The following is a 22,571-nucleotide window of genomic DNA, read 5'->3' on the forward strand; positions in this document are numbered from 1 at the left end:
CAACGCAAAGCCGGGCCCGTCCTCGCGAGGACGGGCCCGGCTTCATGTCGCGGCCCGCGGGCCCGAGCGGAGCGCTCAGACGGCGGCGGGGTCCTCCTCGACGAGGAGGTTGCGGGTGCGGTTGGGGTCGACAGGGATCCCGGGGCCCATCGTGGTGGTGATGGACGTCTTCTTCACGTAACGGCCCTTGGCCGCCGACGGCTTCAGACGCTGGACCTCCTCCAGCGCCGCGGCGTAGTTCTCGACGAGCTGCGTGTCGTCGAAGGACGCCTTGCCGATGATGAAGTGGAGATTGGAGTGCTTGTCGACGCGGAACTCGATCTTGCCGCCCTTGATGTCGCCGACGGCCTTGGTGACGTCGGGCGTGACCGTACCGGTCTTCGGGTTCGGCATCAGACCGCGCGGACCGAGCACGCGGCCGAGGCGGCCGACCTTGCCCATCAGGTCCGGGGTGGCGACGACGGCGTCGAAGTCCAGACGGCCGCCGGCGACCTCCTCGATCAGCTCGTCGGCGCCGACGATGTCGGCGCCCGCGGCCTCCGCGGCTGCTGCACGGTCACCGGTCGCGAAGACCAGGACCCGGGCGGTCTTGCCGGTGCCGTGCGGCAGGTTCACGGTGCCGCGGACCATCTGGTCGGCCTTGCGGGGGTCGACGCCCAGCCGCAGGGCGACCTCGACGGTCGCGTCGAACTTCTTGGTGGAGGTCTCCTTGGCGAGACGGACGGCCTCGAGCGGTGCGTACAGACGCTCCCGGTCGATCTTGGAGTCCGCGCTGCGGAATGCCTTGCTGCGCTTCACTTTCTGCTCCTGACAGTGGCGTCGTGCGGTCGCCCCGCACGGCGGTTACGGAGTCGTGGTACGGGCCTGCGCGGGCCCTTCCACGGCGGCGGGGCGGTCAGCCCTCGACGGTGACACCCATGGAACGGGCGGTGCCGGCGATGATCTTCTCGGCCTGGTCCAGGTCGTTGGCGTTCAGGTCGGGCATCTTCGTCGTGGCGATCTCGCGCACCTGGTCACGCGTGATCTTCGCGACCTTGGTGGTGTGCGGGGTGCCGGAGCCCTTGTCCACGCCCGCGGCCTTCAGGATCATCTTCGACGCCGGGGGCGTCTTGGTGATGAAGGTGAAGGAGCGGTCCTCGTAGACCGTGATCTCCACGGGGATGACCCAGCCGCGCTGCGACTCGGTCGCCGCGTTGTAGGCCTTGCAGAACTCCATGATGTTGACGCCGTGCTGACCGAGCGCCGGGCCGACGGGCGGTGCCGGGTTGGCGGCGCCGGCCTGGATCTGGAGCTTGATCAGCCCCGCGACCTTCTTCTTCTTGGGAGGCATGCTCTCTCCGGGTCCTTAGTGAGAGGTGATTCGGCCTCCACCCTTCGAGCGGATGAAGGCATACCGCACCACGATAGCCCGTACCGTGGTGCGCCTTGAAACCGGCAGCTCAGACGCCCCGCGAAGGAAGCGCCGAGCGGCCGGAAGCCGAGACAGGGAAGGTCGGTCTTCGTCAGTTCTTCTGGATCTGGTCGAAGCTCAGCTCGACCGGGGTCTCGCGGCCGAAGATCTCGACGAGGCCCTTGACCTTCTTGGAGTCGGCGTTGATCTCGTTGATCGTCGCCTGGAGCGTGGCGAACGGGCCGTCGGTGACGGTGACGGAGTCGCCGACCTCGAAGTCCAGCACCTGGACCTCGACCTTGCGGCCGGGGCCGCCCGCCGGCTTGCCCTCCTCCTCGGCGACCGCGGCCTTGGCGGCCTTCTCCTCGGCCTCCGGGGCGAGCATCTTGACGATCTCGTCGAGGGTCAGCGGGTACGGGTCGTAGGCATTGCCGACGAAGCCCGTGACGCCCGGGGTGTTGCGGACGACGCCCCAGGACTCGTTCGTCAGATCCATGCGTACGAGGACGTAGCCCGGGAGCTTGTTCTGCCGGACGGTGCGGCGGTCGCCGTTCTTGATCTGGACGACCTCTTCCTGGGGCACCTCGGCCTGGAAGATGAAGTCCTCCACGTTCAGGGAGACGGCGCGCTGCTCGAGGTTCGTCTTCACGCGGTTCTCGTAGCCCGCGTAGGTGTGGATCACATACCACTCGCCGGGGAGGAGGCGCAGCTCGTCACGGAGGGCGGCGACCGGGTCCTCGACCTCGGCCTCCGCTTCCTCTCCTTCTCCTGCCTCCTGCGCGGCGGCGTCCTCGGCGGTCTCCGCGATCTCGTCCGACTCGACGTGCAGCGCGGCCTCTTCAGCCGGCTCACCGGCGGCGGTGTCCGCCGCCTCCGCCTGGTCCGCGTCGTCGTCCGCAGCCTCGACGATGTCGCGTGCGGTGTCGTCGCCCTCACCGGGCTCGACGGCATCGTTCAGGTTCGGATCAGACACGGTGGCTGCTTCTTCCTGGCTTCATGGGTTCGAACATACGGGAAGCGCCGCGGGCGTGGCCTTCGCGGGCTCAGCCGAAAACGTACTTGATGGCCTGGGTGAACCCGTAATCAATCACGGTCACGAGGCCAATCATGATGACGACGAAGACGATCACCACGGAGGTGTACGTCGAAAGCTGGTGCCGGGTGGGCCAGACGACCTTGCGGAGCTCGGCGATGATCTGCCGGTAGAAGAGTCCGAGACGGCCCAGGGGGCCCTTCTTCGCGCGCTTGCCCCCGCGACGGGGCTTGCCCTCCGACGATCCGCCGGGCTCTGGGACCTGGGTGGTATCCGTGATCTCCGTCACTCGTCCTCACCTGATCCGGGTCGATGCCATGCGGCGTCCGGCCCGGCCGCACAGCGGTGCATTTCAGTACGTACGCAAGCACTCACACGCCGCTTGGACGGTGTGTGGAGCAGGGCCGGAGGGACTCGAACCCCCAACCGCTGGTTTTGGAGACCAGTGCTCTTCCAATTGAGCTACGACCCTTTGTGATTCCCCAACTTACCCCATCGCAACGACTGCTCGGTGTGCGTGCCGGAGGACGGGACCGGGAACCGACGACGTGTGAGTGTACGTGCTCCCCGCCCAAGCGTCGAACACGTAACGGCGCCCCGCGGGCGAACCCCGGTGCCCCCGCGGAGGACCGTCTGGGAACATGCCTGTATGAGCGCTGCAACGCCACCTGCCCAGTCACCCACCGCACGACGTGTGTCGGCCCGCGTCGGGTCGATCTCCGAGTCCGCGACGCTCGCCGTCGACGCCAAGGCCAAGGCCCTCAAGGCCGCCGGGCGTCCGGTGATCGGTTTCGGCGCGGGCGAACCGGACTTCCCGACTCCCGGCTACATCGTGGACGCGGCTGCGGAGGCCTGCCGCGACACGAGGAACCACCGGTACACCCCGGCGGGAGGCCTGCCTGAACTGAAGGCCGCAATCGCCGAGAAGACGCTGCGCGATTCCGGTTACGAGGTCGAGCCCACCCAGGTGCTGGTCACCAACGGCGGCAAGCAGGCCATCTACGAGTCGTTCGCAGCGGTCCTCGACCCGGGCGACGAGGTCATCGTCCCGGCTCCGTACTGGACCACCTACCCGGAGTCGATCAGGCTGGCGGGCGGCGTGCCGGTGCCCGTCGTCGCCGACGAGACGACCGACTACCTCGTGAGCGTCGAGCAGTTGGAGGCCGCGCGCACGGAGCGTACGAAGATGGTCGTCTTCGTCTCGCCGTCCAACCCGACCGGTTCCGTGTATCCGCGTGCGCAGGTCGAGGCGATCGGCAAGTGGGCCGTGGAGCACGGGCTTTGGGTCCTGACCGACGAGATCTACGAGCATCTCGTGTACGGGGACGCCGCGTTCACCTCGCTGCCGGCCGTCGTGCCGGAGCTGCGCGACAAGTGCGTGGTGGTCAACGGCGTCGCCAAGACGTACGCGATGACGGGTTGGCGGGTCGGCTGGATCATCGGCCCGAAGGACGTGGTGAAGGCGGCGATGAACCTTCAGTCCCACGCCACTTCGAACGTCAGCAACGTGGCGCAGGTCGCGGCCCTCGCCGCCGTCTCGGGCAGCCTGGACGCGGTCGCCGAGATGCGTGCGGCCTTCGACCGGCGCCGCCGCACCATCGTGCGGATGCTGAACGAGATCGAGGGCGTGGTCTGCCCCGAGCCCGAGGGCGCCTTCTACGCGTACCCGTCGGTCAAGGCCCTGCTGGGCAAGGAGATCCGCGGCAAGCGTCCCGCCACGAGCGTCGAGCTCGCCGAGCTGATCCTGGAGGAGGCGGAGGTCGCGGTCGTGCCGGGCGAGGCCTTCGGCACCCCCGGCTATCTGCGGCTGTCGTACGCGCTCGGGGACGAGGACCTCGCCGAGGGCGTATCGCGCATGCAGAAGCTGCTGGGCGAGGCGCGCGACTGAGGCGGAACGCCCCGCGGAGCCGCCCCGCAGAGTATGCGGAGTCCTCCAAGTCCCCGGCGTCCTCCGCGTCTTCGGTCTCCTCGGCCTCCCGGCGGTAGGGATCAGGAGAACGGACAGGGAGAACGGACAAGGAGTACGGACGGCCCCCGGTTTACGTGCCGGGGGCCGTCCTCATGTTCGGGCAAGCGCTCGTTCAGGCGGCAGCGGCTACCGGCACACGGGGCACGTGCGGCAAAATCTGTGGATGGCTGTCCGAGATCTGCGCACCCTGCCCAAGGCCCATCTGCATCTGCACTTCACGGGCTCGATGCGTCCGTCCACGCTGCTGGAGCTCGCCGACAAGTACGGCGTGCACCTGCCGGCTGCCCTGAGCGGAGGCGAGCCTCCCAAGCTGCGGGCGACGGACGAGCGCGGCTGGTTCCGCTTCCAGCGTCTCTACGACATCGCGCGGTCATGCCTGCGCGAGCCCGAGGACATCCGGCGGCTGGTGCGGGAGGCCGCCGAGGAGGACGTACGGGACGGCGGGCACTGGCTGGAGATCCAGGTGGACCCCACGTCGTACGCGCCCCGGCTGGGCGGCCTGATCCCGGCGCTGGAGATCATCCTGGACGCGGTGGACGAGGCGATGCGCAGCACCGGTCTGGGGATGAGGCTGATCGTCGCGGCGAACCGGATGAAGCATCCGCTCGACGCGCGCACGCTCGCGCGGCTCGCCGTGCGCTTCCGCGACCGCGGCATCGTGGGCTTCGGGCTCTCCAACGACGAACGCCGGGGATTCGCCCGCGACTTCGACCGCGCGTTCACGATCGCCCGTAGCGGCGGACTGCTGGCGGCGCCGCACGGCGGGGAGCTGACCGGCCCCGGCAGCGTGCGGGACTGCCTGGACGACCTGCACGCCTCGCGCGTGGGGCACGGCGTGCGGGCGGCCGAGGATCCGGCACTGCTCGCACGGCTCGCGGCGGCCGGCGTCACCTGCGAGGTGTGCCCCGCCTCGAACGTGGCGCTGGGCGTCTACGACAAGCCGGAGGACGTGCCGCTGCGCCGGCTCTGGGAGGCCGGGGTGCCGATGGCTCTCGGCGCCGACGACCCGCTGCTCTTCGGCTCCCGGCTGGCGGCCCAGTACACCATCGCGCGGGAGGCGCACGGGTTCACGGATTCCGAACTGGCCGAGCTGGCACGGCAGTCGGTGCGTGCGGCGTCGATGCCGGCGGACGCGCGGGAGAGGGCGCTCACCGGCATCGAGGAGTGGCTCGCCTAGTCCTCGTCCTCTTTCCGCTTCCGGTTCTTGCGTTTCCGGTCCTTCCGCTTTCGCACTTGCGCTTCCGTACCTGCGCTTCCGTACTTCCGTCCATCGCTTCCTTCGAAAGGGGAACCCCATGCGCTTCACAGTCTTCGGCGCGACCGGCGGCACCGGCCGGCAGCTCGTGCAGCAGGCCCTGGACGCAGGGCACGAGGTCACCGCGGTCGTACGCGATCCGGCGCGGCTGCCCGTGAAACAGGAGACCTCGGCGCGCCTGGAGGTCGTCACCGCCGGCGTCACGGACCCGGAGGCCCTGGTGCCCGCGGTGCGGGGGCGGGACGCGGTGCTGTCCGCACTGGGCGCGCCCAGCAACAAGGGCGCGGGCATCGCCTCCGCCGGTACGCGGGCGATCGTGGCCGCGATGAAGGAGGGCGGGGTGCGCCGCTATGTCGGGGTGAGCGCGGCTCCGGTGGTGGCGTGGGGAGAGGGCGAGACGCTGCTCTTCCGCACGGTGGCGGTGCCGCTGGTGCGCCGGGTGTTCCGGCAGGTGTACGCGGACCTGGCGGTGATGGAGGACGTGGTACGGGCGAGCGGCCTCGACTGGACCCTCGTGCGTCCGCCCAAACTGACCGATGCGGCGGCGAAGGGCACGTACCGGCAGGTGACAGGCGGCAATGTGCCCCGTGGCCACTCCGTGCCGCGTGCGGATCTGGCGGCGGCGATCCTGGCGATGGTGGAGGATCCGGCGACGGTGGGACAGGGGATCGGCGTCGCGTCCTGAGTCCCGGCGGACCGGGAGGTCGTGGAGCTTCCGGGGCCGCGGCACCCGGAGCGCCTTGGCCGTCCCGCCCGCCTCCAAGTCCCCCCTTTCGGGTGCTTGTTGGTGCACGGGCGCTTGTTGATGCGCACCGGGGCGTACGTGTGCCGGCGCGAGCCGGGACCGTGGCGACGGGCGGCGCCGTGGCGACAGGCGCCCGCGGCGCATGAGCCGAACCGCAGCCGACCGCGGCCGAACCGGTGCATCCCGACGGGCCGTTACGCCTCACCGTCTCCCGGACCGGCCGTCGCTACAGCGAACAGCCCACCGTCACCGGCTCGTTGACGAGGGTGATGCCGAAGGCCTCGCGCACCCCGTCCCGTACCTCACGGGCGAGCGCCAGCAGGTCCGCCGTCGATGCGTCCCCCCGGTTGGTGAGCGCGAGGGTGTGCTTGGTGGAGATGCGGGCCGAGCCCGTCCCGTAGCCCTTGCCGAAGCCGGCACGGTCGATGAGCCAGGCGGCGGAGGTCTTCGTACGGCCCTCGCCGTCCGGGAAGGCGGGCGCGGCGACGTCGGCGCCCAGGCGTTCGGCGACGCGGGCGGTGAAGGCCTCGAAGTCGCGCTCGTCGAGCACCGGATTGGTGAAGAACGACCCCGCCGACCAGGTGTCGTGGTCCTCCGGGTCGAGCACCATGCCCTTGCCCGCGCGGAGTTTGAGCACCGTCTCGCGTGCGGTCTGCACGGGTACGCGGTCGCCGGGCCCGACACCGAGCGCCCGCGCGGTCTCGGCGTACTTGAGCGGCGCCGACAGCCCTCCGGCGTCCTCCAGCCGGAAGCGGACCCGCAGTACGACAAAGCGCGTCGGGTCGGCCTTGAAGCGGCTGTGGCGGTAGGAGAAGCCGCACTCGGAGTTCGGGACGACGACCGTCTCGTCCGTACGGCGGTCGTATGCCACGACCTCGGTGATGGTCGAGGAGACCTCCTGCCCGTACGCGCCCACGTTCTGGATGGGGGTCGCGCCGGCGGAGCCGGGGATTCCGGCGAGGCATTCGATGCCCGCGAGCCCCGCGTCGACCGTACGGGCGACGGCGTCCGACCAGTTCTCGCCGGCCGCCAACTCCAGGCTCGTGCCCGAGAGTTCGACACCGCTGGTGGCGATGCGCAGTGCGGTGCCCGGGAAGCCCTCGTCCGCGACGACGAGGTTGCTGCCACCGGCGACGATCAGCAGCGGGGAGCCTCCGGCGTCGGCCTCGCGGACGGCCTCGACGACCTCGTCGTCGGTCGTCGCGATACGCAGGCGGGCGGCCGGGCCGCCGAGCCGGAAGGTGGTCAGCGGGGCGAGGGGGGCGTCATGGAGTTCCTGCACGCGCACCAGCGTACGAGAGCGGGACGGGGCCGGCGTCCGCACCCGGCCCCCCACCGCCCCGGCCACCGGACCTCGGATCTCGGATCTCGGATCTCGGCCACCGGACCCGCGGCTCCGGTCCGCGTCCCTCAGGCGAGCCGCACCACGGCCCGCGACATGCCCAGCACCTTCTGGCCCGCGCTCATCACCGTCAGGTCCACCCGTACGGTGCGCGCCTCGTCGTCGAGCTTGGCCGCGACCTTCCCGGTCACCTCGATCGCGGCGCCCTTGTCGTCGTCGGGCACGACGACGGGCCTGGTGAAGCGCACCCCGTACTCGACGACCGCCGCCGGATCGCCCGTCCAGTCGGTGACGACCCGGATCGCCTCGGCCATGGTGAACATGCCGTGGGCGATGACGTCGGGCAGTCCGACCTCCTTGGCGAACCGCTCGTTCCAGTGAATGGGGTTGAAGTCTCCCGAGGCTCCCGCATAGCGCACGAGGCGCTCACGGTCGACGGGAAAGGTGCGGGCGGGCAGCTCGGTGCCGGCCTCCACATCGGCGTACGCGATCTTCGCTGCCATCACGTGCCCTCCGTCTCGGGTGCGCGGGCGACGAGCTTGGTGTAGGCGGTCACGACGAGCTCGCCCGACTCGTCGTGGACGTCGCCGCGTACGTCGAGGATGTCGTTGCCCGACATCGACCTGATGGCCTCGATGGTGGAGGAGACCGTGAGCCGGTCGCCCGCCCGTACGGGACGCGTATAGGCGAACTTCTGGTCCCCGTGCACCACGCGGTCGTAGTCCAGGCCCAGTTGGGGGTCCTCGGTGACCTGGCGGGCCGCGCGGAAGGTGATCGCGAAGACGAAGGTGGGCGGCGCGATCACATCGGGGTGGCCGAGGGCTTCGGCCGCGGCGCGGTCCGTGTACGCCGGGTTGGTGTCGCCGACAGCCTCGGCGAACTCGCGGATCTTCTCGCGGCCCACCTCGTAAGGGCTGGTGGGCGGATAGCTCCGCCCGACGAAGGACTGGTCGAGCGCCATGGGCGCGGACACCTCCTGAACGGGGTCGGTGAGGCGGCGCCGCCGCGGTGGCCCGGCGCGTGCGGCGACGCCCCGGAGCAACGGCACGGCAGCCGGGCCGAGTTGACCAACGACACGAGGCCGCCCCCGCTGTGGGGACGGCCTCGCAGAAGGGCCTGGGTCAGCGCGTCTCGCGGTGCGCCGTGTGCGCGTTGCAACGCGGGCAGTGCTTCTTCATCTCCAGACGATCCGGGTTGTTACGCCGGTTCTTCTTGGTGATGTAGTTCCGCTCCTTGCACTCCACGCAGGCCAGCGTGATCTTCGGGCGGACGTCTGTGGCAGCCACGTGAGTGCTCCTTGACGGACAGATGGGCTAGACAAGCAGAAAGAGTAGCCGATCGAAGGACCGACCCCACAATCGGCTACATTCGGTGAAGTAGCGGTGACCGGACTTGAACCGGTGACACAGCGATTATGAGCCGCTTGCTCTACCGACTGAGCTACACCGCCACGATGCGCGGACTCCCATCTCCCGACGGGAGATCTCACACATCAGAGCCCCAAAACGGAATCGAACCGTTGACCTTCTCCTTACCATGGAGACGCTCTGCCGACTGAGCTATTGGGGCGAGCGGTGAAGACATTACACGCCTGACAGCCAAAGGTGAAATCCGTATCGCGCCCGTCCAGCACCCCTCGCGGGCCCTGCTCACAGGGTCTCATCCGGTGCCGTGGAATGCCTCAACATCCCCTCGCACCACGTCAGTACGACTATTCGCCTCCTCCTCGCCGGTGCCCTGCGGGCGCCCTACTCTCTACTCACGCTGCGTGATCATGATCATCCGCCGATGTGGGGAGTGCGATGGCCGACAGCCAGTCAGAGGGGCCGGTGGACGGCGAGGGCTCCCGTGACGAATCCGACACGAACGGTGGCCCGGACGGCGGCCGGCAAGGCGGCGCGGGCAACTCGTCGAGCGGCTCCGGCGGCGCATCCGCCCGTGAACCCGCCGCCCCCCGCGACGACTCCCCCGACACCGCCTCCCCCCGCACCCTCATGCTGTGCGGCGCCCGTCTCGCCGACGGCCGCACCGTGGACGTACGGCTGGGAGGCGGCCGCATCGAGGCGGTCGGAACGGCCGGCAGCCTGGCGCGCCTCCCGCAGCCGGCGGGCGGTTCCCGGGTCGACCTCGCCGGTTATCTGCTGCTTCCGGCGCCGGCCGAGGCGCACGCCCACTACGACACGGCGCTGACCGCCGTCTCCCCCGTCGCAGCCGGGCCGCCCCGCAGCGCCCCCGAGGACGTGCAGCGCCGTACGACCGAGGCGGCCCTGATGCAGCTCGGACTGGGCGCCACCGCGACCCGCACCCACGTGCACATCGGCGATGTCGCGGGACTGCGTTCGCTGGAGGCGGTGCTTCAGGCACGCCGTGCGCTGCGTGGGCTCGTCGAGCTGAGCACCGTGGCAGTGCCGCGGCTGCTGACCGGGGTCGCCGGTGCCGACGGTCTGTCGATGCTGCGGGACGCGGTGAAGATGGGCGCCTCAGTCATCGGCGGCTGCCCCGACCTCGACCCCGATCCGGCGGGCTACGTGGACGCGGTGCTGGAGGTCGCGGCCGAGCACGGCTGCCCCGTCGATCTGCACACGGACGGCGGCGACCCGGCCCGGCTGTCCCGGCTCGCCGCCGCGGCGGGCGGGCTGCGGCCGGGGGTCGCGATCGGGCCTTGCGCGGGGCTCGCGAGGCTGCCGCACAAGGCGGCGGTGCGTACTGCGGAGCGGCTGGCCGCCGCCGGCGTCACGGTCGTGTGCCTGCCGCAGGGCAACTGCGGTGTGCTGGAACGCCCTTCGCAGACGGCGCCTTCGCGGGTGGCGCCCGTACGGCTGCTGAGGGCGGCCGGTGTCACGGTCGCCGCCGGGGGCGGGGCGCTGCGGGACGCCGCCAACACCGTCGGCCGGGGCGACCCCCTGGAGGCCGCATATCTGCTGGCGTCGCACGGCGAGGCGAGTCCGGAGGCGTCGTACGAGGCGGTCTGCGCGCGGGCACGTACGACGATGGGCCTTCCGGAGGTGCGGGTGGAGGCCGGGTTCCCCGCCGAGCTGCTGGCGGTGCGGGGTACGGAGCTGGCGGGGGCGCTCTCGCTCGCGTACAGCAGAGTGGTGGTGCACCGGGGGCGTGTGGTCGCGCGTACCAGCGCGGTGCGCGAATTCTGCGACTTCACGGGTACGTCGGAGTTCGATCTGCCGCGGCAGTCGCAGGGCTGACGAGCGGTCAGCCGGGCACGGAGGGCGGGTGGTCCCGCTCCGTGGGCGGCAGCGCGGCGCGCGCCGCCGTGACGTACGGTCGGGGCATGCGCACAGTCATCGCTGGTGGACACGGTCAGATCGCGCTGCGGCTGGAGCGGCTGCTCGCCGCGCGCGGCGACGAGGCTGCGGGAGTCATCCGGAAACCGGAACAGGCCGACGATCTCCGGGCGGCGGGTGCCGAACCGGTGGTCTGCGACCTGGAGTCGGCGTCGGTGGACGAGGTCGCCGCGCATCTGGAGGGCGCGGACGCGGTGGTCTTCGCCGCCGGGGCCGGTCCGGGCAGCGGCGCGGAGCGCAAGGAGACTGTGGACCGCGCGGCGGCGGTGCTCTTCGCGGACGCGGCGGCACAGGCGGGGGTACGGCGCTACATCATCGTCTCGTCGATGGGGGCCGACGCCGGGCTGACCGAGCCGCCGCCCGGCACCGACCCGGTGTTCGCCGCGTACCAGCGGGCCAAGGGCGCCGCGGACGACGCCGTACGGGCGCGCGAGGACCTCGACTGGACGGTGCTGCGGCCGGGGCGGCTGACGAACGACGCCGGTACGGGACGGGTGCGGCTCGCAGAGCGGACCAGGCGCGCGGAGGTGACGCGTGACGACGTCGCGGCGGTCATCGGTGCGCTGCTGCACGCTCCGGGCACGGCGGGTCTGACGCTCGAACTCATCGGCGGCGAGACCCCCGTCGACGAGGCGGTGGGGGCGGTCGCGCTGCGGTGAGCGCCGGGCGGGCCTGACGGACCCCCGATGCGGCTCGGCTCGGGTGACGGCAACGACAGCAGCGACGACGGCCCAGGACGGCTCAACTGCCCGCCGCGCGGCGGAGCTTGGCGAGCTCGGCGTTGAACTGGGCGCCCACGAGCAGCGCCAGGTTCGACATCCACAGCCAGACCAGGAAGACGACGATCCCCGCGAGCGATCCGTACAGCCGGTGGTACGTGCCGACGTGCGAGGCGTACAGCGCGAAACCGAACGACGCGGCGAGCCACAGCAGCACCGCCAGCGCACCGCCGGGTGCGCGTCTGCGCACGCCGCGCGTCCCGGCGGGCCCCGTGCGGAAGACGACGAGCACGAGCACGGCGACCAGGCCCAGCAGAAGCAGCCACTTCATCGTGTTCCACGCGCCGACGGCGAAGGCGCCCATGCCGAGCAGGCCGCCCGCGGTGCGTGCGACCTCGCCGCTGAGCACGAGCACGAAGACGCTGGAGACGAGCAGCGCGAGCAGCGCCGTCGCGGTCAGCACGATCCGCGGGATCGTCCGCCACACCGGGCGGTGGTCCTCGACGCCGTGCATTCCGTGCAGCGCGCGCCGGAAGACGCTGAGGTAGCTGGAGGCGGACCAGAGTGACCAGGCCGTGCCGAAGACGGCGAGCAGCCAGGCCGCGGTGCTCTGCGCCGCCATGTCCTTCAGCACGCCCGCCATCAACTCGCCGGACTGGGCGGGCAGGACGGTGGTGGCGCGGGCGATGAGCTCGCGGGTGGCATCCGTACCGATGAGGCCCACGGCGGAGACGGTGACGAGCAGGGCGGGGAAGATCGCGAGCACCGCGTAGTAGGTGAGGGCGGCGGCCCAGTCGGTGACGTCGTCGTTCCACACGGAGACGGGCGTACGGCGCAGGGCGGTGCGGCAGTCGGCGAGCGAGGGCAGGGAGCCGCGCGCGGCCGGCGCGGATGCGGGGGAAGGCGCCCGTGCCGCCGGGGCGGGGGCCGCCGAGGTGCCGGGTCCGTCCGGTCCCGGCCGGGCCTCTCCCCCGGTCACGCCAGTGCTCACTCCGGTCCCCTCCACTTTGTTCTCTCCACCCGCTCCGGTGCTCGGCACGTACGCCTGCCGCGCGGGCGGCGCCGTCGTGATGCGGCTGGTAAGGCGTCTGGCCGGGTTGGCCCTGCCGGAAACATGGTGCGCACACGCCCTTCCGGGTCCGTACGGCGGGTCCGCGACCGCACCCGGGAGGCGAGGACCGCGTACGGGACGGGACGGCCCGCGGACCTGCGGTGGCGGAACCCGCACTGCTGGACATGTGCTCCTGTACCGGCTCCGACCTGCGGAAACGTCTCCGGTAGCAAGGTCTGGATATTCCGTTCAAACTGGTGCCTAAGCACCTGAACAGGTGAAGGCAGACCTTGCAGGAGGAGGGTCTCGACATGGCAACTCATGCCGCCGGTGGCGGAGCACACGCGGGCACCGCCGTGCGCCATACAGGCAAGCCGACGACGATGTTCAGCGGCTGGACGAAGCTGGCCGGTGCGCTGATGTTCTTCGGCGGACTGCTCGCCGTTTCCTCAGGTGTCGCAGCCCTGCGCGAGGACGCCGTATTCGCGTCGACGCGAAGCTACGCGTTCGACTACAGCCTCACGGGCTGGGGATGGGTCCATCTCTTCCTGGGCGCCGCGATCGCGGTGGCCGGCATCGCCGTGATGTTGACGGGCGCAACGTGGGCGCGATGGGTCGGCATAGTGCTGGCCGGCCTGGGCATGATCGCCAGCTTCATGTGGCTGCCCTACTTCCCGCTCTGGGCAGTGATCACGCTGGCGGTGGACGTGTTCATCATCTGGGCACTGTGCGCGGGGATGAACCGATCGCCCGCACAGACGACGTAGCACCGCTCAACTGGCGGCCCCGGACCGGAAGTTACCGGTCCGGGGCCGTCGTACGTGCGGGCACGGGCGGGCCCCGCCCGGCGGTTCGCGACGCGAGAGCCGGCGCAGCCCCCGAGGGGCTCGGCGCCCCGGGCGCGCCAGTCGCGGACCGAAGCCCGCAACCGGTCGCCGTCCGACCTCTTGTCACTTTCACGCGGGTGTGAGTACGCTCCCTGAAACGCTTTACAGAAACGCTTTACAGCAGGAGGTTCGGATGGCCGACGCCGACTACGTGAACGAGGACGCCGACACGGAGCGCAAGCACAACCTCCTCGCGATGTCCTACGCCGAGGTGACGGAGCGGCTGAGCGAGGCGAACCAGGACGTCGCCCTCATCGCGCTCGGCAGCACGGAGAAGCACGGGGCGCACATCCCGCTCGGCACGGACAGCTACGTGACCATGGAGGTGGTCAAGCGGGCGGCCGAGGCCGCCGACGTCGTGTACTCGCCGCTGGTGCCGTTCGGCTACTCGCCGCACCACATGGGCAGGCACCTCGAGGGCGCCGGCACGATCACGCTGCGGGCCGAGACGTACCGCCGGATCATGAGCGACATCGCCCGCAGCCTCATCTTCCACGGCTACAAGCGACTGATCTTCGTCAGCCACCACGGCTCGAACGTCAAGCCGATCGACGAGATCATGCGGCAGCTCCGCTACGACACCGGCGCCTTCGTCTCCTACTACAAGACACCGACGGAGCGCGATGCCTCGGTGATCCAGGACCTCTTCGACAACCCGCCCGAGGAGACCCCGGGCTGGCACTCCAGCGAGCTGGAGACCTCCGCGCTGATGGCCACCGCCGACGGCCTCGTGAACATGGACCGGGCGGTCGAGGACCGGGCGCACGCACCGGCGTACATGACCGAGGCGTTCTCCAAGATCGACGGGACCGCGACGGTGAAATTCCAGGGCTCGGAGAACATCTGGGTGCCGATGGAGCACCACGAGTACTGCGACACGGCGGTCATCGGCAATCCGTTCCGCTCCGACAAGGAGAAGGGGCTGAAGATGCTGGACCGCATGGCCGACCACCTCACGGCCTACGTGGAGGAAGTCCGCAAGTTCGACGTCGAGGTGACCTACAGCGACTACCCGACCCGCGCCTGACCCCGACCGGCCGACAGGCCAAGGAGGTTTCCCTCATGGAGAACGGAGCCGAGGACGTCCGGGTCGCACCCGGGCTGCTCCGTGCGCTTCGGTCCGAGCTGGCCGCCGTCTCCAGGCGTGGGTACGAACGCGGGCTGGTGCCCGGCGTCAGCGGCAACAACAGCCTGCGGGTGCCGGGTACCGAACTCCTCCTCATCAAGGCGACCGACTGCTGCCAGGGTGAGATGACCGAGGCGGAGACCGTGCTGATGTCCCTCTCGGGCGACGTACTCGACCCCGGGCGCAAGCCCTCGAAGGAATGGCTCTGGCACGCCGGGATCTACCGGGCCCGTCCGGAGGTCGGCGGAATCGTGCATCTGCATCCGCCGTACTCGGTGGCTTTCGCGGTCGCCGACGAGGTGCCGATGCTGGTGCACGCCGCCGCGCGCGGACATCTGCGGGCGCTCGACAGCGTGGATCTGCTCCCCGCGGGTTCGCGTGAACTCGCGGACGCGGTGGTCGAGAAGTTCGCCGGTACGGAGATCCGGGGGCTGGTGATGCGGGAGCACGGCACCGTCACGGTCGGACCTGACGTACGTACGGCGTACTACCGCACGGAATATCTGGAGGACGACGCGAAGGTGGCGCTGCTGGCCGCGCAGATAACCGGCGGGCCGCCGCGGGCGCTCCGTCTCGCGGAGGACAGCGCGCCGCACGCGGAGGCCGAAGGGTGAGCCGCCGCAGCTGAGACGCAGCAGCCGCCGACAGCCCCGGAGAGGAGGGACGGAGTGACACCGGTGATCGCGGTGGTGGCCACCTTGGACACCAAGCACGAGGAGGCGGCCTTCCTGGCGGGAGAGCTGCGCGACCACGGCTGCCGTCCGCGCATCGTCGACGTCGGCGTCCGCAGCGGCGAGGCGGAGAGCCGCCTCGCCGACGTGGACGCGTCGGCCGTGGCCTCCGCCGCCGGTGAACTCCTCGCCGATCTGCGGGAGTTCACCCGCAGGGACCGTGCGATGGCCGCGATGGCCGCCGGCGCGGGCGAGATCCTGCGCGAGTGGCACGGCCGGGACGCACTGCACGGTGTGCTGGGCGTCGGCGGCAACCAGGGCACCGCGCTGGCCGCCGGCGCCATGCGGTCGCTCCCCTTCGGACTGCCGAAGTACGTCGTCTCCACCGTCGCGTCGGGCGACCTGCGCGGCTTCATCGGGGACAGCGACATCACCTTCGCCTTCTCCGTCGGCGACCTGCTCGGCGGCCCCAACCTGATCACCGGCACCGTGCTGCGCCAGGCCGCGGCGGCCGTCGCGGGCATGGCCCGGTGCGCGCCTCCCGGCCGTACGGAAGGCGGGCGGCTGGTGGCCGTCACCGCGTTCGGCAATACGCACGACGCCGTGACGACGGCGATCGGCCGGCTGCGGGAGCAGGGAATCGACGTCGTGCCGTTCCACGCGTCGGGGGCCTCCGGCTCGGCCATGGAGCGTTTCGTACGCGAAGGGCTCTTCGACGGAGTGCTCGACCTGACGACGCACGAACTGCTCGCCGAGCTGTATCCGGCGGACATCTACACCCCCGTACGACCCGGCAGGCTCACCGCCGCAGGAGAAGTGGGAATCCCACAGGTGGTGCTTCCGGGTGGGCTCGAGTACCACTGTTTCGCAGCGGCGGACACCATCCCCGAGCCGATGAGGGACCGCCCGATCCACCATCACAACCCCAACAACACCAATGTGCGGGCGAACGCCGACGAACTGGCCGAAGTCGCACGCACCATGGCCGCACGGCTGGGCGCCTCCAGAGCGCCCGTGACCGTGTTCGTCCCGGAACTCGGCTGGTCACACGCCGGCTCACCGGGCGGGCCCCTTCACGACCCCGAAGCCAACGCCCGGTTCGCCGACGAACTCGGCGCGGCCGCACCGGAGACCGTCCGGATCGAGCGGCTGCACACGACGATCAACGAACCGGAGCTGGCGAGGCGCGCCGCCGACGAACTCGTGCGGCTGCTCTCCGAGGCCGGGGACGACATCTGATGGCACGAGCACCCACCTGAGGTGAGTTCGACGATGAGCCACGCGACAGGCAGCTCCACCACGCGAACGCCTACCCCTACCCCTGCCCGTACCGACAAGCCCGTCCAGGACGGCATCCCGGAGAAGATGCGCGCGGCCGTGCTGTTCGGCCCCGGCGACATCCGGGTCGTCGACCGCGAGATACCCGCCTTCGGGCCCGAAGAAGTGCTCGTCCGGGTGGCGATGTGCGGAGCGTGCGGCACCGACCTGAAGATCCTCGCCGGGCACTTCCCGCAGACGCCGCCCTTCGGCGAGTACACCCCGGGACACGAGTGGACCGGCACGGTCGCCGCCGTCGGCGAGAACGTCGACGAGTTCCGTCCCGGAGACCGGGTGTGCATCGAGGCGCACCACGGCTGCGGACGCTGCGCGAACTGCGTGACCGGCAAGTACACCGCCTGCCTCAACTACGGCGACGTGTCGAAGGGGCACCGCGCCAGCGGCATGACGACCGACGGCGGCTTCGCCGAGTACGCCGTGCATCATGTCGCCGCGCTCTACAGGCTCCCGGACCATCTCAGCCCCGAGGACGGCGTGCTGATCACCACGGCCGGCACCGGGCTCTACGGTCTCGACGCCGCCCAGAGCTACATCGTCGGACAGGACGTCGCCGTGTTCGGGCCCGGAGCGGTCGGCCTGATGACCGTCCAGATGTGCAGGCTGATGGGCGCCTCCAAGGTGATCCTCGCCGGTACGCGGAAGTCGCGTCTGGACCTGGGCCTGGAGCTGGGCGCGGACCACGTGGTCGACGTCACCGCCGAGGACCCCGTCGAGAAGATCCTCGAACTCACCGGAGGCGCCGGGCTGGACCTCACCATCGAGGCGTCCGGCGGACCCGACACCCCTCAGTTCTGCGTGGACGTCACCAAGCGCGGGGGCAAGATCCTCTTCGTCGCGTTCTACCCGGGCAAGGTCGAGTTCGACCTGAGCAGCGCCATCCGCAAGGACATCACCATGTACACCTCGCGGGGCGAAGGCGGCAACAACGTCGAACGCGCGGTGGCACTGGCCGCCAGCGGTCAGCTCCAGGGAGAGCGGCTGGTCACGCACCACTTCCCGCTGGAGGACATCGAGGAGGCGTTCCGGGTGATCAAGGAGCGGGACGGCGATCCGCTGAAGGTCGTCATCGTGCCCTGAACGTCGGCGACTTGGACGTTCATGCGCTGTGCGCGCTCGCGCTTCACGTAGTTCGAGGGCGGCGCCCCGGGTGTGCGTTGCGCGGGTGTGCGTTGCGCGGGTGCGCCGTACGCGGATGCGCCGTGCAGTGAGCGGGACTTGCCCTGGGCGGGGCGCGCGACCTGAGCGGGGCGTGCCCTGAGCGACACGTGCCCGGGGCGGGCCGTGCCCTTCGGGGCTGGAGAGCAGGCGGGGGAGAACCGGGGGCCGAGCCGGGCTGACCGGAGGAGATTCCGATGCACGAACAGATCGTTACGCCGGTGGCGGGTTCGCTGGCACTGTCCGCACTGGTGGCAGCACTGCCGCTGATCATTCTGCTGATCATGCTCGGCGTGCTCAGAGTGAAGGCCCACTGGGCGGCGCTCACGGGCGTGGTGGCGGCGCTGGCGGTGTCCGTACTGGTCTACCGGCTGCCGGCGCTCACGGCGCTGAGCGGCGCCGCGGAGGGAGCGGCCACCGGGCTGTTCCCGATCGTGTGGATCGTGCTCAACGCGGTGTGGGTGAACAGGCTCGTTCAGGTCTCCGGCTATCTGGACCGCGTCCGGGAGACGTTCATGATCCTCTCCGACGACGTGCGGGTGCAGGCGCTCGTCGTGGCGTTCTGCTTCGGCTCGCTGCTGGAGGCGATGGCCGGATTCGGAGCGCCCATCGCCGTCGTGGCGGCGATCCTGCTGGCGCTGGGCTTCAGTCCGGTACGGGCGGCCACGGTCGCGCTCTTCGCCGACGCGGCCGGAACCGCCTTCGGCTCGGTCGGCAATCCGATCACGGCACTTGGCAAGACCACCGGGCTGGACGCCGAAAGGCTCGGCGACATGGTGGGACGCCAGTCGGCGATCGTGGCCTTCTTCGTACCGTTCGTCCTGCTGCTCGTCCTCGGCGGACTGCGCTGCCTGCGCGAACTGTGGCCGGTGGCGCTCGCGGTGGCCGCCGGATTCAGCGTCGGCCAGTTCGTGACGTCCAACTACGTGGCGTTCCAGCTCGCGGACCTGTGCGGTGCGGTCCTCGCGGCGCTGGCGGCGGTCGTGGTGCTGCGCTTCTGGCGTCCACGGCATCCGGTCACGGTGCCGGACGGGCCGCCCGGCGCGGCACCGGAAGACGACGCCGAAGGCGACGCCGCACGGGCGGCCGAGGGCGGACTCCTCGAAGACGGCTTCCCCGGGAACGCCCCTTCGGGAGGCGCCCCTTCGGGAGGCGGTCCTGCGGGGGTCGCCCATGCGGAGGGCGGCGCGGGCGCGGACGCAGGCGCAGGCGCGGGCGGGGGCGCGGGCGGGAGCGCAACAGCCACCGCCACCGCCACCCCTCCCCGCTTCCAGCGGCACATGGTCGGCCACACGGTGCGGGCCTTCGTGCCGTACGCGATGCTCACCGGGCTGCTGGCGCTCGTGTCGCTCGAAGGCCCCGTGAAGACGTTCCTCGAAGGGCTTCAACTGAGCTTCGTCTGGCCGGGAACGGAGGTGGCGGCACCGGACGGCAGCCCCCTGGCGCTCCGCGAGTTCACGCTCGACCTCGTCGGCGCCACCGGGACGGTGCTGCTGGTCACGGGCGTCGTCGCGATGTTCGTGCTGCGCGTCGCGCTGCGTACCGCGGTCAGGGAGTACCGCGAGGCCGCGGTGCAGATACGGTTCGCGGCGACCACGGTCGTGCTGGTGCTCGCGTTCGCGTACCTGCTCAACTACTCGGGCCAGGCCGCCTCGATCGGTGCCTTCTTCGCGCTGGCCGGCAGCGGATTCGTACTGCTCTCCCCCGTCCTCGGCTGGCTCGGCGTCGCGGCCACCGGATCGGACACCTCGGCCAACGCACTGTTCGGAGCGGTGCAGGTGGCCTCCGCACAGCACATCGGCGTGAGCCCCTACCTGCTCGCCGGCGCCAACAGCGAGGCGGGCGCCCTCGGCAAGCTGATCAGCCCGCAGAACCTGGCGATGGCCGCAGCCGCCGTCGGACTCTCCGGAAAGGAAGGGGTGCTGTTCCGCCGTACGTTCTGGTGGAGCGTGCTGTATCTGCTGCTGTTCGTGCTGGTCGTGGTGCTGATGGCGGCCGGGCCGCTCTCCGCGCTGGTGGTCTGACGTACGTCAGCGAGGGATGCCGTACGGGCCGGAGGGCGCGGTGCGTGAGGGGCGCCGCGCCCTCCGCGTACCGCGCCTCTCAGGCCGTCAGGCCGGCGGGCCCGAACTGTCCCTGACGACCACCTTGGTCGGCAGCATGGTCGCCCCGTCGCGGGACTCGCCCGCCCCCTCGTCCTCCTCGGAGGCCCCTTCGCTCCGGCCCGCCGGAATCCGGTCGACCAGCAACCGGGCCGCCGTGGAGCCGATTTCGTACGTCGGCACCGCTACGGTCGTCAGCTTGGGACGCAGGAACGAGGAGAACGACACGTCGTCGAAGCCGGTGACGGACATCCGGCCCGGCACGGGAACCCCCTCGTCGTGCAGCGCCGCCAGAACACCCACCGCGACCCGGTCGTTGACCGAGACCACGGCTGTCGGCGGATCGGGCAGCCGGGTCAGCGCCCGCGCCGCCCCGTACCCGGAGTCCTCGTCGAACTCGCCCGCCCGCACGAGGCTTTCGTCGTATGCGAGTCGATGTGCGGTCAGCGCACGCCGGTAGCCCTCCACCCGGTCCTGCATGGTGCGCGAGGACTCCGGGCCGCCGGCGAACGCGATGCGCCGGTGCCCCAGCGCGATCAGGTGCGCGGTGATCGCCTCACCCGCGGCCACGTTGTCGACCTGCACCGACGGGCAGTGCATTCCGTGCCGCCCGACCACCACGACCTTGGTGTTGTACTGGTCGAGAATGCCGACGTCGATCGCCGTGTCCGCGGCACCGCCCGCGATCAGGACGCCGTCGACCCTGCTCTTGACGAGCGTCTCCAGATAGCGGTTCAGCCGCTCCGGCTCGCGGTCGGTGTTGCACAGCACTATCCGGTATCCGGCGAGCGAGGCGACGTCCTCGATCCCCCGGACCATCCCCGGGTAGTACGGGTTGGAGATGTCCGGCACGATCACGCCGAGGACCGAGGTGCGCTGCTGAAGCAGCGCCCTGGCCAGGTCGTTCGGCCGGTATCCCAGGGCGGCGCTGGTCTCCAGCACATGACGGCGCGTCTCGGCCCTCATCTGGAAGCTCTCCGAGTCGGCGCTGAGCGCGCGGGAGACCGTGGCCACCGACACTCCCGCCGCCTCGGCGACGTCGCGGATGCTCACGGTCTTGTGCCCGGACGCCTGCGCCCGGGACGCTCTGGTCCGCTTCTTCTGCTCACCCGTCACCACGCCAGTGTAAAGGATTACAGGAGAGGGATCACAGGGCAGTGGCGGGGTACCCGTCCGCACTCCCGGCGGGGCCTAGTTCAACGCTTTCAACGTCGCGGTCTCATCAGTTCCCGCCGGGACCGGCGGGCGCGGAGCCGACCGCGTCGCAGCGGGGGACGCTGTTGGGCGGGGCGCAGTTGGTGGGCGTGTTCTTGAAGACCGTGCTCTTGATGAGGTGCACCTCGGGCAGCTGCTGTTCGCCGGCACCGCCTGCCTTGCCCGGCTGACGCTCGGGGCTGCCGGTCGGGCGGATGATGATGCCGAAGCCCTGCCCGTCGTTGTTGATGCCGCCGCCCCGGGCGGGGCCGCCGTTCGCTGTGTTGCGGGTGACGACGCTGCGGTAGAGGGTCGTCGGCTGGTCCTCCCCGACGAAGATGCCGCCGCCGGACGTCTCGGCGATGTTGCCTCCGACCCGCGTGGAGTTCAGGCGCAGCGGCCCGGTCTGGAGCCCCGAACCGCTGCTGATGCCCAGCGTCATGATGCCGCCGCCGAGGCCGCCCGCGCCTTCGCCGACGTTGTTGCCGGCGACGGAGACGCGGTTCAGCTTGGTGTCGCCCGCGTTGGCGAGGCCGCCTGCCCAGGAGGAGGCGGTGTTGTCCCGGAGGGCGCCGCCCTGCATCGTCATCGTTCCGCTGGTGGCGACCGCGCCCGCGTTCCCGCTGGTGTTGTCCCTGACGGTGGTGTTCTTCAGGCTGAGCGTTCCGACGTTGTTCCAGATCCCGCCGCCGAGGAAGCCGGAGCTGTTGTTCCTGACCGTTACACCGGTCAGCGTGAGCCGGCCGCGGTCGTTGAGGATGCCTCCGCCGCCCGCGCCGAAGCCGTCGCCCGATGCGTCGCCGCCGCGGACGGTGACCGAGTCCAGGCTGAGGCTGCCGGTCTGCGTCACGTGGAAGACGCGGAATGCTGCGGACGCACTGGGAGCGCGCTGGATGAGGGTGCGGTTCCCCGAGATCCGCACCTTGCCGGTGATCTCCGGAAGACCGTCGTCGGTGTTGTCCTCCGCGGTGAGGGAGTATGTGCAGTCGCGGGCGAGGACGATGCTCCCGCCGCCCGTGTTCGCGTCGTCGATGGCCTTCTTCAGCGCAGCGATGTCGTTGCACGGCACTCGCGTCGGCGCCTGTGCCTGCGCCTGCGCCTGGCCGGCGGGCAGGAGCGTCAGGCACAGGCCGAGGCCGGTGACGGCTGGCACGCATACGCGTCTGAGCATGTCGGTCATGCGGCTTCCCTTTGGCTGTGGGGGCAGGGGCAGGGCCTACGCGATCCATGCGCCGCCCGGCCACCGAGCAGCCCCGCCCCCGAGCGCCGCTGATCACCACTCAGACATATGCGAC

At 70.8% G+C, this 22,571-nt stretch carries 22 protein-coding genes and 3 tRNA genes; 11 read left to right on the top strand and 14 right to left on the bottom strand.

Features of this window, described 5'->3' with window-relative positions; genetic code table 11:
- Positions 1 to 75 precede the first annotated feature (75 nt).
- The 5 genes from rplA to HCC61_RS07170 all read right to left on the bottom strand — a co-directional run bounded on the left by rplA (position 76) and on the right by HCC61_RS07170 (position 2,895).
- Entirely contained in the window at positions 76 to 798 is a 723-nt protein-coding gene (rplA, locus tag HCC61_RS07150) for a 50S ribosomal protein L1 (protein WP_169134363.1), read from the bottom strand.
- A 97-nt stretch (positions 799 to 895) separates the two neighbouring features.
- Positions 896 to 1,330 carry a 50S ribosomal protein L11 gene (gene rplK, locus HCC61_RS07155; protein WP_028433846.1) on the bottom strand — a complete coding sequence of 145 codons (435 nt, stop codon included), beginning with the start codon at positions 1,328 to 1,330 and terminating at the stop codon, positions 896 to 898.
- A 172-nt stretch (positions 1,331 to 1,502) separates the two neighbouring features.
- On the bottom strand, positions 1,503 to 2,363 hold the full coding sequence (gene nusG / locus HCC61_RS07160) for a transcription termination/antitermination protein NusG (protein WP_169134364.1): 861 nt from the start codon (positions 2,361 to 2,363) through the stop codon (positions 1,503 to 1,505).
- Positions 2,364 to 2,433: 70 nt separating this feature from the next.
- A complete protein-coding gene (gene secE / locus HCC61_RS07165) occupies positions 2,434 to 2,703 on the bottom strand; it encodes a preprotein translocase subunit SecE (RefSeq protein ID WP_346777081.1) in 270 nt (89 codons plus the stop codon).
- Positions 2,704 to 2,822: 119 nt separating this feature from the next.
- Positions 2,823 to 2,895: transfer RNA gene (locus tag HCC61_RS07170), tRNA-Trp, on the bottom strand.
- 177 nt (positions 2,896 to 3,072) lie between these two features.
- On the opposite strand from HCC61_RS07170, the gene HCC61_RS07175 reads away from it, so the two are divergent.
- From HCC61_RS07175 to HCC61_RS07185, 3 genes are all read left to right on the top strand, one after another.
- Positions 3,073 to 4,311 carry a pyridoxal phosphate-dependent aminotransferase gene (locus HCC61_RS07175; RefSeq protein WP_169134366.1) on the top strand — a complete coding sequence of 413 codons (1,239 nt, stop codon included), beginning with the start codon at positions 3,073 to 3,075 and terminating at the stop codon, positions 4,309 to 4,311.
- 244 nt (positions 4,312 to 4,555) lie between these two features.
- Entirely contained in the window at positions 4,556 to 5,569 is a 1,014-nt protein-coding gene (locus HCC61_RS07180; RefSeq protein WP_169134367.1) for an adenosine deaminase, read from the top strand.
- Positions 5,570 to 5,687: 118 nt separating this feature from the next.
- Complete coding sequence (locus HCC61_RS07185; RefSeq protein ID WP_169134368.1) at positions 5,688 to 6,332, top strand: SDR family oxidoreductase; 645 nt, start codon at positions 5,688 to 5,690, stop codon at positions 6,330 to 6,332.
- A gap of 286 nt (positions 6,333 to 6,618) precedes the next feature.
- Here HCC61_RS07185 and HCC61_RS07190 read toward each other — a convergent pair whose 3' ends face one another.
- The 6 genes from HCC61_RS07190 to HCC61_RS07215 form a co-directional block, all read right to left on the bottom strand.
- The gene (locus HCC61_RS07190; RefSeq protein WP_169134369.1) at positions 6,619 to 7,674 is read right to left on the bottom strand and encodes a UDP-N-acetylmuramate dehydrogenase; all 1,056 of its coding nucleotides are present in this window, start codon (positions 7,672 to 7,674) and stop codon (positions 6,619 to 6,621) included.
- Positions 7,675 to 7,802: 128 nt separating this feature from the next.
- Positions 7,803 to 8,237, bottom strand: coding sequence for a MaoC family dehydratase (locus HCC61_RS07195; RefSeq protein ID WP_169134370.1), 435 nt, complete (start codon positions 8,235 to 8,237; stop codon positions 7,803 to 7,805).
- Positions 8,237 to 8,695 (bottom strand): MaoC family dehydratase N-terminal domain-containing protein, encoded by a 459-nt coding sequence (locus tag HCC61_RS07200; RefSeq protein WP_169134371.1) that lies wholly within the window; start codon positions 8,693 to 8,695, stop codon positions 8,237 to 8,239. Before HCC61_RS07200 ends, HCC61_RS07195 begins: the two co-directional genes overlap by 1 nt.
- A gap of 160 nt (positions 8,696 to 8,855) precedes the next feature.
- A complete protein-coding gene (gene rpmG, locus HCC61_RS07205) occupies positions 8,856 to 9,020 on the bottom strand; it encodes a 50S ribosomal protein L33 (protein WP_003948671.1) in 165 nt (54 codons plus the stop codon).
- Positions 9,021 to 9,111: 91 nt separating this feature from the next.
- Positions 9,112 to 9,184 (bottom strand) — tRNA-Met (locus HCC61_RS07210).
- Positions 9,185 to 9,230: 46 nt separating this feature from the next.
- Positions 9,231 to 9,303, bottom strand: a tRNA-Thr gene (locus tag HCC61_RS07215).
- A 233-nt stretch (positions 9,304 to 9,536) separates the two neighbouring features.
- On the opposite strand from HCC61_RS07215, the gene HCC61_RS07220 reads away from it, so the two are divergent.
- Both HCC61_RS07220 and HCC61_RS07225 read left to right on the top strand, forming a co-directional pair.
- Positions 9,537 to 10,934, top strand: a complete 1,398-nt coding sequence (locus HCC61_RS07220; protein ID WP_240968525.1) for an amidohydrolase family protein — start codon at positions 9,537 to 9,539, stop codon at positions 10,932 to 10,934.
- 86 nt (positions 10,935 to 11,020) lie between these two features.
- Positions 11,021 to 11,692, top strand: a complete 672-nt coding sequence (locus tag HCC61_RS07225; RefSeq protein WP_169134372.1) for an NAD(P)H-binding protein — start codon at positions 11,021 to 11,023, stop codon at positions 11,690 to 11,692.
- Positions 11,693 to 11,774: 82 nt separating this feature from the next.
- Here HCC61_RS07225 and HCC61_RS07230 read toward each other — a convergent pair whose 3' ends face one another.
- Positions 11,775 to 12,743: a YihY/virulence factor BrkB family protein gene (locus HCC61_RS07230; RefSeq protein WP_346777063.1), complete on the bottom strand. Its 969-nt coding sequence runs from the start codon at positions 12,741 to 12,743 to the stop codon at positions 11,775 to 11,777.
- 371 nt (positions 12,744 to 13,114) lie between these two features.
- Between HCC61_RS07230 and HCC61_RS07235 the strand changes: the two genes are divergently transcribed.
- The 6 genes from HCC61_RS07235 to HCC61_RS07260 all read left to right on the top strand — a co-directional run bounded on the left by HCC61_RS07235 (position 13,115) and on the right by HCC61_RS07260 (position 20,004).
- Positions 13,115 to 13,570 (top strand): hypothetical protein, encoded by a 456-nt coding sequence (locus HCC61_RS07235; protein ID WP_240968526.1) that lies wholly within the window; start codon positions 13,115 to 13,117, stop codon positions 13,568 to 13,570.
- A 253-nt stretch (positions 13,571 to 13,823) separates the two neighbouring features.
- Positions 13,824 to 14,717: a creatininase family protein gene (locus HCC61_RS07240; protein ID WP_169134373.1), complete on the top strand. Its 894-nt coding sequence runs from the start codon at positions 13,824 to 13,826 to the stop codon at positions 14,715 to 14,717.
- 35 nt (positions 14,718 to 14,752) lie between these two features.
- A complete protein-coding gene (locus tag HCC61_RS07245; protein ID WP_169134374.1) occupies positions 14,753 to 15,430 on the top strand; it encodes a class II aldolase/adducin family protein in 678 nt (225 codons plus the stop codon).
- A 54-nt stretch (positions 15,431 to 15,484) separates the two neighbouring features.
- The gene (locus tag HCC61_RS07250) at positions 15,485 to 16,726 is read left to right on the top strand and encodes a Tm-1-like ATP-binding domain-containing protein (RefSeq protein ID WP_169134375.1); all 1,242 of its coding nucleotides are present in this window, start codon (positions 15,485 to 15,487) and stop codon (positions 16,724 to 16,726) included.
- Between the two features lie 33 nt (positions 16,727 to 16,759).
- Positions 16,760 to 17,902 carry an alcohol dehydrogenase catalytic domain-containing protein gene (locus tag HCC61_RS07255; protein ID WP_169134376.1) on the top strand — a complete coding sequence of 381 codons (1,143 nt, stop codon included), beginning with the start codon at positions 16,760 to 16,762 and terminating at the stop codon, positions 17,900 to 17,902.
- 275 nt (positions 17,903 to 18,177) lie between these two features.
- Entirely contained in the window at positions 18,178 to 20,004 is a 1,827-nt protein-coding gene (locus tag HCC61_RS07260; RefSeq protein ID WP_169134377.1) for an L-lactate permease, read from the top strand.
- 87 nt (positions 20,005 to 20,091) lie between these two features.
- Here the strand turns inward: HCC61_RS07260 and HCC61_RS07265 are convergent, their stop codons facing one another.
- Positions 20,092 to 21,198, bottom strand: coding sequence for a LacI family DNA-binding transcriptional regulator (locus HCC61_RS07265; RefSeq protein ID WP_169134378.1), 1,107 nt, complete (start codon positions 21,196 to 21,198; stop codon positions 20,092 to 20,094).
- A 106-nt stretch (positions 21,199 to 21,304) separates the two neighbouring features.
- Positions 21,305 to 22,456 (bottom strand): hypothetical protein, encoded by a 1,152-nt coding sequence (locus tag HCC61_RS07270; protein WP_169134379.1) that lies wholly within the window; start codon positions 22,454 to 22,456, stop codon positions 21,305 to 21,307.
- Between the last annotated feature and the right edge of the window lie 115 nt (positions 22,457 to 22,571).

Source organism: Streptomyces sp. HNM0575 (assembly GCF_012726265.1).
Lineage (GTDB): Bacteria > Actinomycetota > Actinomycetes > Streptomycetales > Streptomycetaceae > Streptomyces.

What these genes read in the sequence shown, in the direction of transcription:
- rplK (WP_028433846.1), bottom strand. Translation starts at nt 1,330, where the DNA reads ATGCCTCCCAAGAAGAAGAAGGTCGCGGGGCTGATCAAGCTCCAGATC.
- HCC61_RS07175 (WP_169134366.1), top strand. Translation starts at nt 3,073, where the DNA reads ATGAGCGCTGCAACGCCACCTGCCCAGTCACCCACCGCACGACGTGTG.
- HCC61_RS07180 (WP_169134367.1), top strand. Translation starts at nt 4,556, where the DNA reads ATGGCTGTCCGAGATCTGCGCACCCTGCCCAAGGCCCATCTGCATCTG.
- HCC61_RS07185 (WP_169134368.1), top strand. Translation starts at nt 5,688, where the DNA reads ATGCGCTTCACAGTCTTCGGCGCGACCGGCGGCACCGGCCGGCAGCTC.
- HCC61_RS07195 (WP_169134370.1), bottom strand. Translation starts at nt 8,237, where the DNA reads ATGGCAGCGAAGATCGCGTACGCCGATGTGGAGGCCGGCACCGAGCTG.
- HCC61_RS07200 (WP_169134371.1), bottom strand. Translation starts at nt 8,695, where the DNA reads ATGGCGCTCGACCAGTCCTTCGTCGGGCGGAGCTATCCGCCCACCAGC.
- HCC61_RS07220 (WP_240968525.1), top strand. Translation starts at nt 9,537, where the DNA reads ATGGCCGACAGCCAGTCAGAGGGGCCGGTGGACGGCGAGGGCTCCCGT.
- HCC61_RS07225 (WP_169134372.1), top strand. Translation starts at nt 11,021, where the DNA reads ATGCGCACAGTCATCGCTGGTGGACACGGTCAGATCGCGCTGCGGCTG.
- HCC61_RS07235 (WP_240968526.1), top strand. Translation starts at nt 13,115, where the DNA reads ATGGCAACTCATGCCGCCGGTGGCGGAGCACACGCGGGCACCGCCGTG.
- HCC61_RS07240 (WP_169134373.1), top strand. Translation starts at nt 13,824, where the DNA reads ATGGCCGACGCCGACTACGTGAACGAGGACGCCGACACGGAGCGCAAG.
- HCC61_RS07245 (WP_169134374.1), top strand. Translation starts at nt 14,753, where the DNA reads ATGGAGAACGGAGCCGAGGACGTCCGGGTCGCACCCGGGCTGCTCCGT.
- HCC61_RS07255 (WP_169134376.1), top strand. Translation starts at nt 16,760, where the DNA reads ATGAGCCACGCGACAGGCAGCTCCACCACGCGAACGCCTACCCCTACC.
- HCC61_RS07260 (WP_169134377.1), top strand. Translation starts at nt 18,178, where the DNA reads ATGCACGAACAGATCGTTACGCCGGTGGCGGGTTCGCTGGCACTGTCC.
- HCC61_RS07270 (WP_169134379.1), bottom strand. Translation starts at nt 22,456, where the DNA reads ATGACCGACATGCTCAGACGCGTATGCGTGCCAGCCGTCACCGGCCTC.